General features: G+C 40.1%; 13 protein-coding genes. 2 read left to right on the top strand and 11 right to left on the bottom strand.

From position 1 onward, the window contains the following. Positions 1-326: 326 nt before the first annotated feature. The 10 genes from JCM19043_RS15070 to JCM19043_RS15025 form a co-directional block, all read right to left on the bottom strand. Positions 327-1,361: a metal ABC transporter solute-binding protein, Zn/Mn family gene (locus JCM19043_RS15070; protein ID WP_062323806.1), complete on the bottom strand. Its 1,035-nt coding sequence runs from the start codon at positions 1,359-1,361 to the stop codon at positions 327-329. Positions 1,362-1,486: 125 nt separating this feature from the next. Beyond that, the gene (locus tag JCM19043_RS15065) at positions 1,487-2,539 is read right to left on the bottom strand and encodes a GerAB/ArcD/ProY family transporter (protein ID WP_062323804.1); all 1,053 of its coding nucleotides are present in this window, start codon (positions 2,537-2,539) and stop codon (positions 1,487-1,489) included. Then, on the bottom strand, positions 2,536-3,696 hold the full coding sequence (locus JCM19043_RS15060) for a Ger(x)C family spore germination protein (RefSeq protein ID WP_062323803.1): 1,161 nt from the start codon (positions 3,694-3,696) through the stop codon (positions 2,536-2,538). The genes JCM19043_RS15065 and JCM19043_RS15060 overlap by 4 nt, the downstream gene beginning before the upstream one ends. A 4-nt stretch (positions 3,697-3,700) precedes the next feature. Then, the gene (locus JCM19043_RS15055) at positions 3,701-5,149 is read right to left on the bottom strand and encodes a spore germination protein (protein WP_062323800.1); all 1,449 of its coding nucleotides are present in this window, start codon (positions 5,147-5,149) and stop codon (positions 3,701-3,703) included. A 162-nt stretch (positions 5,150-5,311) separates the two neighbouring features. Then, positions 5,312-5,575 (bottom strand): metal-sensitive transcriptional regulator, encoded by a 264-nt coding sequence (locus JCM19043_RS15050; RefSeq protein ID WP_062323798.1) that lies wholly within the window; start codon positions 5,573-5,575, stop codon positions 5,312-5,314. 28 nt (positions 5,576-5,603) lie between these two features. After that, positions 5,604-5,972, bottom strand: a complete 369-nt coding sequence (locus tag JCM19043_RS15045) for a hypothetical protein (protein ID WP_062323796.1) — start codon at positions 5,970-5,972, stop codon at positions 5,604-5,606. Positions 5,973-6,072: 100 nt separating this feature from the next. Continuing rightward, positions 6,073-6,900, bottom strand: coding sequence for a VanW family protein (locus JCM19043_RS15040; protein WP_369813903.1), 828 nt, complete (start codon positions 6,898-6,900; stop codon positions 6,073-6,075). 209 nt (positions 6,901-7,109) lie between these two features. Then, positions 7,110-8,477: a dipeptidase gene (locus JCM19043_RS15035; RefSeq protein WP_062323791.1), complete on the bottom strand. Its 1,368-nt coding sequence runs from the start codon at positions 8,475-8,477 to the stop codon at positions 7,110-7,112. 5 nt (positions 8,478-8,482) lie between these two features. After that, positions 8,483-8,962: an S-ribosylhomocysteine lyase gene (locus JCM19043_RS15030; RefSeq protein ID WP_062323788.1), complete on the bottom strand. Its 480-nt coding sequence runs from the start codon at positions 8,960-8,962 to the stop codon at positions 8,483-8,485. A gap of 192 nt (positions 8,963-9,154) precedes the next feature. After that, positions 9,155-9,676: a YhcN/YlaJ family sporulation lipoprotein gene (locus JCM19043_RS15025; RefSeq protein WP_062323787.1), complete on the bottom strand. Its 522-nt coding sequence runs from the start codon at positions 9,674-9,676 to the stop codon at positions 9,155-9,157. Positions 9,677-9,823: 147 nt separating this feature from the next. Here JCM19043_RS15025 and JCM19043_RS16635 point away from each other — a divergent pair, with 147 nt between their 5' ends. Then, positions 9,824-10,075: a YhdB family protein gene (locus tag JCM19043_RS16635; protein WP_089855708.1), complete on the top strand. Its 252-nt coding sequence runs from the start codon at positions 9,824-9,826 to the stop codon at positions 10,073-10,075. Here the strand turns inward: JCM19043_RS16635 and JCM19043_RS15020 are convergent. Continuing rightward, positions 10,014-10,976: a S1C family serine protease gene (locus JCM19043_RS15020; RefSeq protein ID WP_062323785.1), complete on the bottom strand. Its 963-nt coding sequence runs from the start codon at positions 10,974-10,976 to the stop codon at positions 10,014-10,016. The genes JCM19043_RS16635 and JCM19043_RS15020 overlap by 62 nt on opposite strands. Before the next feature lie 206 nt (positions 10,977-11,182). Here JCM19043_RS15020 and JCM19043_RS15015 point away from each other — a divergent pair, with 206 nt between their 5' ends. After that, a complete protein-coding gene (locus tag JCM19043_RS15015; RefSeq protein WP_062323783.1) occupies positions 11,183-11,731 on the top strand; it encodes a carbonic anhydrase in 549 nt (182 codons plus the stop codon). Positions 11,732-11,800 lie beyond the last annotated feature (69 nt).

Below are 11,800 nucleotides of genomic sequence, written 5' to 3'. Positions count from 1 at the left end.
CACGAGGAATATATGTTTGTCACTTCAAAAATATTCAAAACGAGCGATTCATCAGCCACCTAGTGCTGACGCACTTGAGGAAGGTGGCTTCTCGCCCTAAAGCGATAAAAATCATCGGTGACTTAGATACATGATAGTCTTTATGTATGAAGCGCATCTTTATAGACCAACGCAGCCATCTTGATACCCGTATTAAAACAACGATTAAAAATATTGCTTTCTATATTATATCGACAAATTCAAGCGAATTTAAAGTAGGAGTTTATACACAAAAAAGATGAAGTAAGTATCTTTCGAAAGACCTACTTCATCGGATGTTTATAAAACTATTCACTTAATACTTCTTCTAACACAGCCAAATTACGCTCCATTAAACTAAAGTAATCGTCATTACTTTCAATATCTTCTGTGCGCAAAGTAGACAGATTATGCAATTCTTTCGTCTCTAGTCCTGCCTCATCTCTAATTACTTCTGATACTTTGGATGAAATGTTTTGTTCAAATAAAATTGTGTCAATCGCCCGGTCTTCAACTAAATCAATCAGTTCGATTAGTTGTTGTTGCGACGGCTCATTTGATGGTGATAGTCCTGTCACCGCTAACTGTTCAATGCCATAATCACGCGCCCAGTAATTATACGCCGCATGGGTGACCAAAATTGTTTTATTCGGCACTTGATCAAGGACCGTTTTAAACTGTTCATCGAGTGTTGTTAATTTTTCAACAAGCGTGTCATAATTTGCTCTAAAATAACCTTCTTGCGCTGGCATTAAGCGAATCAGTTCATCTAAAATATTCTCACTTAATTCAATCGATAACTGTGGGCTCAACCAAACGTGGGTATCATAATCACCATGGCTGCGTTCTGCTTCTATGTCATGGTCATCGACCTCGTCGTCATGATCCTCTTCCTCATGACTATGATCGTCTTCTTCGTGACTATGGTCATCCGCCTCTTCATGACTATGATCGTGTAAATAAGTAATCATATCAAGACCGGTTGAAGCTTCTAAAAAGGTCACATCTTCATCTGCTAGTGCTTCTTTCATTGTTACCGCATAGCTTTCTGCTTGTTCCTCATTGTAAATAAAAAGGTCAGCTTCAGCAGCGGTAATCATTTCTTTTGATGTCGGTTCATATGAGTGTGCATCACTACCTGCGGGTAAGATTGAGGTGGCTTCAACGTACTCTCCACCAATTTCACCGGCGAAGAATTGTAACGGATAAATCGTCGTCATTACCTTTAATTCTTCATCGTTAGATTCCACTGCACTATCATCTGTTGATGCACTATCTGATTCACCGCAAGCCGTCAGTATAAGGATCATAGCGGTTATAAATAATAATAAGTATTTTTTCATTTCTTTATCCCCTTGAATTTTTGCTACGGGAATAAGTATATCGTAACCGTTACGTTTTGTAAATAGTAACGATTACGTTTTATTGTTTTTTTTTATACTTTTTATATTTTAAGCGCTTCTCACTCCTACTTTTCTTTGTGATTTGACGCGGAATGCGTAACAATTGATAAGATAACAGTAACACCATCGTTATTAACATGAGGATATACCAACTTACTGTATAGCCAATTATAAATGACGATGGGAGAGCGAATAAAATAGTTTGTTAAAAAATACATGGCGATTAACAAACCAATCTGAACGACATGCATCGCTTGCTTGGATAGGGATGCATTAAAACTAATGATGATTATATACAACAAAATCACCATTTTCATCACGCTTGTCACAATGACAAATAACGAAAAGATGGCTTCAATTCTCTCTAACAAACTAAACCAATGAATATTCATTAACACGTGATAAAGTGGATACGTCGTAAGCGTTGTTAATTTCGAACCTAAAATCATCACAGAAATAATTGTCCCGAACGTAAAGAAGGCCATCACTTTTAACACCGTTTTTACATACAGCCCCTTTACATCCGAAGCATCTTTCACAAATTGTCCGAGTTTTAGTACGACTAACCCATCGGTAAAAATGACGGAAAAAAATAAACTGCACGCTTTTAAAAGTGAGAGATCCAGCGAGAACTGAACTGGTTTTAATGCAGATGTGTCTACTTGAATCAGTGCCATGATTAAAATTAAAAATATGGACACTGTCGGTAAATAATAAAACACTTCAACTGTTCTCCCCACATGTTCTAATGTCTTTGACCCTAATATAAACACTGTCAGAAGTAGAAGGATAATCAGGACTTTAAACGGCGTACCCATTAAATATTGAAAGGTAATAAATTGACCGAGCACCATCAGTTCAAATACAAATAATCCCGTCGCATATAGGGCAATGACCACACCGACAATCACTTGTGAAATCATAGGGGCTGTATTTGTTTCAAACAATTGTTTTGGAACGATGAAAATTAAACCTACCGCAAACAGTCCAGTGAGAATAATTGCCATCCAACCATTGTGATCTAAGTAATACAACACAAGTTTTGGCATATACAACAGTTGACTGCCTAGTAATGAAAAATACAAGATATACTTAAACTGTCGCTCTGTTAGTTTCACTTTGGCGCACCTCGCTCAGCGGTTATTTGTCCATTTTGAGAGATGGTGACATCAAATGTATAACTTGCGGTTACGTTTTGAAAGGTCTCATCCCAATCATCTTTTACTTCTTCCCATACAGACGGTTGATTCTGGTACAACAATTGCCCTAAACCGATACTATCGATTTGTTCCTCACGTAAACGATCCAGACATTGTGACATTTGATTTTTTATATCGTCAGATAATGCTTGCTTTAATTTAGCTAGATCATCGACATCGCCCCAAGCACTTTGACCAATACTTGCCTGGATCGTCGTGGTAACATCAAAATGCCGGCGCTTTTCACTTGGTTTAATTGCTACTTTTGCCTTCATGATTTCCAAGGTGACCAACGCATCGTTCACCGACACAACCGAGACAGTATTTTGTATATGATTGGTCCAATAACCGTAACCAATACTTTGTTGCTCGGTCAGCCACCCCACTAACTGATCTTCTCTAAATAAAGCTAAATCATTGATTTTAATAATGGTTTCAGGTTCTGTTTGTTCGATACTTTCGATGCTACTTCCACTGTCTACTTGACCTAACAATTCAATCCCCGTTAAAACTGGTTCTACCCCTTCAGAGTAGAAGGCTTTATAAAAATCCTCTAATTCATTTTCTCCTGCGGTACCGTAAAACTCTTCTGTGGCCATTGTACTGTTCAATACCTTATTGGCCGGAATTTGTTCGATAGGAGTCAGTGTTTTTAATAAGTCATTGGCTTTATATTCTTTTACAATAAAAAGAGAAAAATCGCTCCGCAGTTCATGGTCTCGCATAAGAAAATCTAATAAAGGTAGGAGACCCTCTCTGGCTAGCGCTTCATCAAAGGCGACAAAGCGAATGTGGCTAAGAAAGATCTTTCGCGGGGTAATGCGTGTCAATCGTCTAAGCGCATGAAAAAACGTCTCGCCTGTTTCTGAGTAACAACTCACCCCCGGTCGGCCCGTCTTCGTTGTACCTCCTGCCACTTCTGAAGGATTAAGCACTTGTAGCGTCACGTTCACACCTGTCTCTGTTTTATCAACACCTATCGCTGTCGCCACCATCATTTCGTTAAGCTCTGTTTGTGAATAACAGCCACTAAGCAACAGCAACATACATAATAAGCCGATGACTTTCTTTTTCATCCGATTACCTCTTTCTCACCTTTTCTCGTTTAAAGACTGTTTTTAGTTGAAACAGTTGCTTTCTTTTATCAAGGCGCTCTCTCACCCATAAATCAGCCGATGCTTCCGCATCATATGGCGCAAAACCACTTAAGTAACTAATCCCCACTGAATCCAATGTCGTCAGATGAAACGCCAGTAACATAAGTCCTAACACAATGCCAATGAGGCCGAATAGCGTAGCGGAAATAATAAACATAAACCGTAATAATCGCACGGATATGGCGAGATTATAACTCGGAAAGACGAAGTTACTAATGGCGGTAATCGAGACAATAATCACCATCGCACTGGAAACAATCCCAGCTTCAACCGCTGCTTGACCGAGTACGAGCGCTCCAACAATAGAGACCGCTGAACCAACGGCACTCGGTAACCGTACCCCTGCTTCTCGCAATATTTCGAACGTAATTTCCATTAACAACACTTCCGTTACCGCAGGAAAAGGAATCCCTTCTCGCTGGGCCGCTAATGAAACGAGTAGCGCGGTAGGAATAACTTCTTGATGAAACAACGTTAACGCTAAAAATACCGCGGGTGTTAATAACGCCACAAAAAAACTTCCCACTCTGAGTATCCGAATCGCGCTAGCAATGTCTGCGCGTTGATAGTAGTCCTCACTTGACTGTAAGAAGTCAAACATTAACGCCGGGACCATCAACACAAATGGGGTCCCGTCCACAATAATGGCACAGCGTCCTTCAAGTAAACCAGCCGTAATCACGTCAGGTCGTTCGGTATTATATACCGTTGGAAAGACCGTCTTCACATTGGTCTCTAATAGTGTTTCAATATAATGACTCTCTAATATGCCTTCTAACGGTTGTTCTTTTAACCGCTTCACAATATCATCTACGAGCTTTTTTTTACATGTCCCGTCTAAGTAAACGACCTTCACATCTGTTTTCGTTTCTGTCCCTAGCGTTAGCGTTTGAAACATTAAGCGTTTATTTTTCAACCGCTCTCTAAGCATCGCTTGATTAACAACAACAGATTCTGTAAAGGCCTCTCTAGGCCCCCGAATCACTTCTTGTGTTTTCACTTCACCAATCGCCCGGTGGTGACTTTTGCCAATCGAGACGCTAACAGCACTTTCACACACAACGAGTAATTGATGATTTAGAATGACGTTAAGATAATCACGCGGTGTTTGTTCCTTTTCTGTCGGACCCATTTCTTGACAAGCATAATAAAGCGCGTCTGAATTTTGCCGTTTCTTTTCAATCACAAACCGTTGTTTTAACGTCTCAATCGCTATCGCCTCTATATCAACCGTATCCGTTAAATAACAAAAATAAATCGTCGCTTCATTGATTTTCACCGGACGTATGACTAAATCTTCTCGGTGACGTAAGTCTTTTTTTATCTGTTCGATTATTGTCTCAGTCGCCTGTTCATCAAACGTTAATCGCATCAGTCCGCCTCACTCTCATTTCTTTTTTGTAGTGTCACCAAAATGGCGACTAATCATACATCCGTGAGTCAACAAGACTTACTTCGGTGAGGTAAACGAAACAACGTCATAATAAAAAATAAAAAAAGACAAAAAAATAACACCTAAAAGGTGTTATCAACATTATCTACTTTTCACAAGTAATTGGACGGCTTCATCGACTAACTTTTGTGGGTCTTCTTCGCCTGATTTTTCTGCTTCAATCACACAGCTAACTAAGTTCGAACTCACAACGACACCCATTGTTCGGTCAATAGCCGTGCGTATCGCTGACATTTGGGTGACGACATCTTTACAATCTTTCCCTTCTTCCATCATCTTAAGGACGCCGCGCACTTGACCTTCAATCCGTTTCATTCGATTAATTGCTTTTGGTGAGTAGTCCATTAAAATCCTCCGTTCTGATTTCATTCTTCTAAGATGCAAATTCTGCTAGATACTTTTTACATTTACATGGGTTATTAATAATCGCATAGCCTTTGATTTGATGACCGTGATGTCTGAGTAATCTAATACCCATATTCTTTTCTACCTCATCAGAGGCAATCACGACAATCCCTGAAGCAGGTAAGCCATCATGATGGCGTTTGATATAGGCAATAGGTAAAGCAATAGCACCGACAACGACTTCTTTTGCGGAATCACTATAGTCACGTAAATCAACCAAGATAGGTTGAGACGATAATTGATCTTTTTTAATGCACTTGACACCTCGAACAGGTACGTAGCGTGTATACAACAAGTAACCTACAAACACTGTAAGGAGTGTGAGAAAAATAGTCACTTTTTAAACCTCCTTGATAAATAAGTCATTACTTATATTTTATACACGATACGGTATTGAAGTCAAACAATAACCTTAAGAAAACTGTGAATTTTTTCACTCAACAAAAGTCTGATGTTTCAGGCGACTGTAAAAACGGGTCATACATCATAATCGCATGATTTTCCGTCACGTACTCATCTCTTAATTCTTCACCACTCGCATTGTACACTTTACGGTACAGCTGATTGTGTCGTAAGTAGCTGCCCCAATGGGCTTGTGATAAGCGATGGTTTTTCTCATAGATCTTGTAGCGATGTAACGTTGGTACATCAGATAAAATATGTCCGACAAGATGCGTATCTGTCACCTCCACGTTTAGTTGAAATGTCTGATTCGTATCATTATTAAATTGTAAGTCTAAGTAATTATAACTACACGTGGCTCCGCTACCAAATGGTTGCGAGCGTTTGCTGTCTGGAAATACGTCATAACTGTGGCGATATCGTTCGGTCACCGTTAACGGCGAATGAAGCACCATCCAATAGATCAGGTTAGATAACTGACACAGTCCTCCACCCGTTCCAGTCGTAACTTTACCGTAATGGAGAATCATCCCATCCACATATCCCTTTCGCTTCGTTGTGTTACCAATTAACTTCCAGTAAGAGAATGTTTCCCCCGGCTTAATGAGAATGCCTGATAACCGCTTAGCCGCTATCGTTAAATTCTTAACTTTGTTGTGCTGAAGCCACATATCAACATCTTTTAGCTGTCTGAGTAGCACGGTTTGATGTGTGAACACGTCATATTTTAGTCCTTCAGATGCGCGCGCTTTCGCGTAATGCTCCTGACCGACATACCAATGAATAGAGCGCTTTAAGCGGTAATATTTCTTTCCAAGAAAAATCCTTAATTGACTGCGTTGTTTCGGTTGCATCGCGTCCATATAAATCCTCCTTATACATCTATTTACATGTAATCATACCGCATACAGGACCTAATCGAAAGTATTTTAATGAAGAAAAAAACAGATAAAAACACACCAAAAAGATACTCCGAACAAAAAGAATAGAAAAAAACAAAAAAGCTAAAAGCACCGCCCTCGTCTACATCACGATCACGGTGCTTTTACCTATAGTTTCTCATGCGAATGTGTTACTTTAGTTGCGGTACTTGTTGATAGAAATCCACCAAGGTGACGATCCCGCGGTCAAAGTTCTCAACCGGGAAACTTTCATTCGGTGAATGAAGTCGGTCATCAGGTGTTCCAAATCCGAGTAGCACGACCGGGATATCAAATATATCATCGATCCATTCAACGACCGGAATCGACCCACCCATTCGGACAAAGACGGCTTCTTTATTAAAGGCCTTACCATAGCTCTTCGCTGCTTGATTAATCAGTGGATGGTTAAAGTCCACTTTATACGCCTTAGCTGAGAGAGGCTCGCGGGTGATCTCAACTGTGACACCAGACGGTGTATGAGCTTCAATATGTTTCACAAGCTTATCTTGGATATCATCTGGGTCTTGACCTGGGACGAGGCGACAGGTGAGTTTCGCGGTTGCTTTCTCCGGAATAATCGTTTTCGTTCCCTCACCTTGGTAACCGCCAAATAGACCGTTAATTTCTAATGTCGGTCTTGCCATCGTATGTTCTGTTGCTGTATAGCCTTGTTCTGAAACGGTTTCTTGAATATTGAGTGACGTCATATAATCTTCCTTTGGTGCCTCAGCCATCAGTGATCGTTCTTCTTTTGTCAGTGGTTCAACGTCATCATAGAAACCATCAACCAAGACGACTTCGTTTACATCTTTCATAGTTGATAGAATGTGACTCATCGCCATTAATGGATTTCTAACCGCTCCGCCGTATAAACCGGAGTGTAAGTCACGGTTTGGACCTACCACGCTAAATTCTAAACCCGTAAAGCCTTTCAGTCCATAAAGGACGGTTGGTTGATTTTCTTCGACCATGCCAGAATCTGAAATGATACAAAAGTCAGCATCGAATTGAGCTTTTTTCTCCTTCAAGATCGTATATAAATTTTCAGAGCCAATCTCTTCTTCTCCTTCAATACAAACCTTCACATTAATCGGCAACGTTCCATTCGTTTTCATTAATGCTTCTAAGGCAACTAAATGCATAAACACTTGACCTTTATCATCGCTTGCCCCGCGCGCATAAATGCGCCCGTTACGCACTTCAGGTTCAAATGGTTCTGAATTCCATAACTCATAAGGGTCTGCAGGTTGAACATCATAATGACCATAAATTAATGCCGTCGGTAAATCATCACTGACATGGTAATGGGCATAGACAAGTGGATGCTTGTCTGTTTCTTGAACGTTAATCTCAGTAAAGCCGATCTCTTGTAAATAATCAACTAAAAAGTTAACCGCCTTCGTCATCTCACCTTTAAAGCTAGAATCGGTACTCACACTTTTAATCCGTAAAAAATCATGTAATAATGCTAAATGTCGGTCGCGGTTTTCCTTTAAATACGTTAAACTATCGGTCATTCTCTTCACTCCTCTTCTTTACTCGGTCCAAATACGTCAGACCATTCTTGTCTTTTTTGTAGCATCTCTTCTGCGTAGATTTTAGCTAAAGCTAAGTCATGACTTGCCGCAAACCCGCACTGGACTTCATTACAAGCCGGGACAGTTTCAGCTGATACAACGTCGGTCAGCGTGCGTTCAATGATGTCCAATATCGCGTCATAATCATCATGATTAATCACACTTAAGTAAAAGCCGGTTTGACAGCCCATTGGACCAATATCTAATATGCGATCAGAATGGTTTCTTATATTTTCAGCCATCAAATGTTCTAATGAATGTAAGCCGGGCATTTCCATATAAGCTTTATTTGGTTCTTTGAAACGCACGTCATATTTATGTACCGTATCACCTTGCTTACCGGTTGTTACACCGACTAGCCGTACGTAAGGGGCAACAACTTTCGTATGATCTAGATTAAAACTCTCGACGTTCATTTTTGTCACTGTTTTTCCCTCGTTTCTGTTAAATAATTTGATGCTCTTATTTATCTTATCATATCCTTACTGTTTTTTTAAAAACAAAACAACAAAATTAAAACCAGTGTAACGACTCCTCTCGTCATCACACTGGTCATTTAAATGGCACCATTTTTTTAGCTACATAGGTTTAGTTAAGTAAACCGTCGGTCTTCCTTATTAGTTTTGTTGATCAGGGAAGATTCGGTCAATCATTTCGCCCGTTTCTTTAAAGAAACCTTCAACCGGTTTACCGGCATCAAGGTCTTCCTGATAACGATTAGCCAAATCAAGAAAGTCAGGATTTGTCGTTAACCTTACCGTTTCTACTTCAGGTAACTTTTCTTTCACCACTTGGCTCACCGCTTGTTCTTTTTCATCCACATCAAAGGCATCTTCTTGAACGTCTGCCGCAACATAGACCGTCTTGCCCATTCGCATCATATAAACACGCTCGACACCTTCTAGTTCACTTTTCACTTGTTCCTCTAACGCTTCATCAGACAATAATTCATAACCATCATTCATTGCATTGTCTTCTGTACCCCCAGCGTTATCTTGTTCACTTTGGTCCATCTCACCTTGATTGTTGTCTTCTTCATTCATATCACCGTTATCACCATTGGGTTCAGGTGACTCATCTGCCGTTTGACAGGCTACCAACAAAAAAATAGACATCACACATACTAACAGTTGTTTCATTTTATTTTCCTCCTTGTGATTAAACTTTTGTTAGCTTAACCACAACGCAAGAAGATTATACACGTCACCCAATATTTACTCGGGATAGGTTATCGAAAACTGCTTACACTAAACGCAGATAGCCATTTCACTTTGGAGGTGACTGATATGGATTCTTACGTATTGTGTGCGATGTATTTATTTGAACAAAACCAAGACGGTTTATTTATATTGATGTTAAGGACGAAAGATGATGTATTAAAAAAGCGAATCCATCAATTTCTTGATACCGACAAGCATCATCCATCAGTGATTGACATGTCACAAGCTTTTTATTTTTGTGAGTTAATTGACTATATTAGTTTTGCTTACCGAAAGCAAGTTCATCCACCCATGTCTGAACAGTACGAACATCAATAGCCAGTCCGACTCGTCCGTATTCAACACTCTCACGTGTCGCGTAAATAACCGCCACGACCTCGCCAGCCGCATTGACAACCGGACTGCCGCTATTACCTTTATAAACAGGTGCATCAAGCGCGTAGACAGCCGCTTCTAACGTCGCCGGCGTTTCTCCAATAATCGTTCCCGAATTGGCAATCCGGTTAAACCGTAAAGGATTCCCAACAAAAGTGATCGACTCTCCCGCTTCTACTGATTGCCGACTAAGCTCAAGATACGGTAAGTCACGGCCTTCCACTTGCACAAAGGCTAAATCCACCTCCGGGATGTGTTTAATGACTTCCCCTGTCGTCACGTCTTTATCTTTTATTCCGACCGTCACTTCAGTCTCATCATCAACCACATGAGCGTTTGTCACAATTAATCCGTCCGGCGAAATAAGAAAGCCCGTCCCCCGACCATCTCCAGTATCAATAATGACAACCGTGTCTTTTATTTGTTCAACCTCTTCATCAAACGATAGTGCAATCGATGTCTTGACGAATTCAATAGCAGGTATATTAAAGGTTTGAAAGACGAGCGCTAACCCTTGAATCAACACAACGAGTGCCAACAACAACCCAATCAGTTTCATATCTTTTGATAACGTTAACGGCGTTTTTTTCTTTCGGCCTTGTTGACGTTCTTCTCTGATGATGTCGATCATCTCTTCATGCGTGAGTGGTTCAAATAAATCCGCATCAATCATCTCTTGTTTCACTTGACGTAAATAGGCTTGTTCTTCTTGGCGCTTTTTCTCTTGTTCCATGTCTCTTTGTTTTTGACGTTCAGCACGCCATTGTTGTTTGCGCATCATTTCTTCTGGTGTCTCTTGTTTACTTATTTGATTTTGTTTTTGGTTTTTATCGTCAGTTGTCATCATTTTCACCCTTATTTCCCGGGAAATTTATCTTATCCTACAACTTTGCTCATTTTTCTCATCTATCTCACCCCATCAAGTCTAACACAAATAATGCGTGATTACGCTTTCTAGCTAGGTGAATGTGTCTAACTTTTCAGTAAAGTCTTGATTTTATCCCCTTTTTTAACTATGATAGTAAAAAATAGCGAGGGGGATTTTTCTATATGTTACTAGAAGATATTTTACAACATAATCATGTCTTTGTAGAGAACAAAGACTACGAAGCCTACGTAACGAATAGTGTACCAGATAAACACGCGGTCATTCTGACCTGTATGGATACACGATTAACAGAGTTATTACCAAAAGCGATGAACTTTAAAAATGGTGATGTAAAAATCCTAAAAACAGCCGGTGCCATCATTAAAAATCCATATGGGTCTGTGATGCGCAGTATTTTAGTGGCTGTCCATGCCTTACAAGCAGATGAAGTGTATGTTGTCGGTCATCATGACTGTGGTATGAGTAGTTTAGATGCGGATAACTTTATTGAACATATGAAAGTCCACGGCATTGACGAAGAAAAAATCAACAACTTACCGGTCGATGCCCATGAATGGTTTGAAGGATTTGACTGTGTAGAAGCATCCGTTAAAAGCTCCGTTGATTTAATTGAGAATCATCCACTCCTACCAGATGACATTCCTGTTCACGGCCTCGTGATTGACCCGAAAACAGGGAAGCTTGATGTCGTGATCAACGGCTATCAGTAACGAACAGCAAACATAAGCCAAACAAACACATAAACAAACGAAAAAGAGACCCAGCGGGTCTCTTTAGTT

Origin of the sequence: Halolactibacillus sp. JCM 19043, assembly GCF_001310395.1 — a bacterium.
GTDB lineage: Bacteria > Bacillota > Bacilli > Bacillales > Amphibacillaceae > Halolactibacillus > Halolactibacillus miurensis.
The sequence above is the reverse complement of the archived record's forward strand: the minus strand, read 5'-3'. Positions and strand labels throughout refer to the sequence as shown.

What these genes read in the sequence shown, in the direction of transcription:
- JCM19043_RS15050 (WP_062323798.1), bottom strand. Translation starts at nt 5,575, where the DNA reads ATGGACTACTCACCAAAAGCAATTAATCGAATGAAACGGATTGAAGGT.
- JCM19043_RS15020 (WP_062323785.1), bottom strand. Translation starts at nt 10,976, where the DNA reads ATGACAACTGACGATAAAAACCAAAAACAAAATCAAATAAGTAAACAA.
- JCM19043_RS15015 (WP_062323783.1), top strand. Translation starts at nt 11,183, where the DNA reads ATGTTACTAGAAGATATTTTACAACATAATCATGTCTTTGTAGAGAAC.
- JCM19043_RS15025 (WP_062323787.1), bottom strand. Translation starts at nt 9,676, where the DNA reads ATGAAACAACTGTTAGTATGTGTGATGTCTATTTTTTTGTTGGTAGCC.
- JCM19043_RS15040 (WP_369813903.1), bottom strand. Translation starts at nt 6,900, where the DNA reads ATGGACGCGATGCAACCGAAACAACGCAGTCAATTAAGGATTTTTCTT.
- JCM19043_RS16635 (WP_089855708.1), top strand. Translation starts at nt 9,824, where the DNA reads ATGGATTCTTACGTATTGTGTGCGATGTATTTATTTGAACAAAACCAA.
- JCM19043_RS15060 (WP_062323803.1), bottom strand. Translation starts at nt 3,696, where the DNA reads ATGAAAAAGAAAGTCATCGGCTTATTATGTATGTTGCTGTTGCTTAGT.
- JCM19043_RS15055 (WP_062323800.1), bottom strand. Translation starts at nt 5,149, where the DNA reads ATGCGATTAACGTTTGATGAACAGGCGACTGAGACAATAATCGAACAG.
- JCM19043_RS15070 (WP_062323806.1), bottom strand. Translation starts at nt 1,361, where the DNA reads ATGAAAAAATACTTATTATTATTTATAACCGCTATGATCCTTATACTG.
- JCM19043_RS15035 (WP_062323791.1), bottom strand. Translation starts at nt 8,477, where the DNA reads ATGACCGATAGTTTAACGTATTTAAAGGAAAACCGCGACCGACATTTA.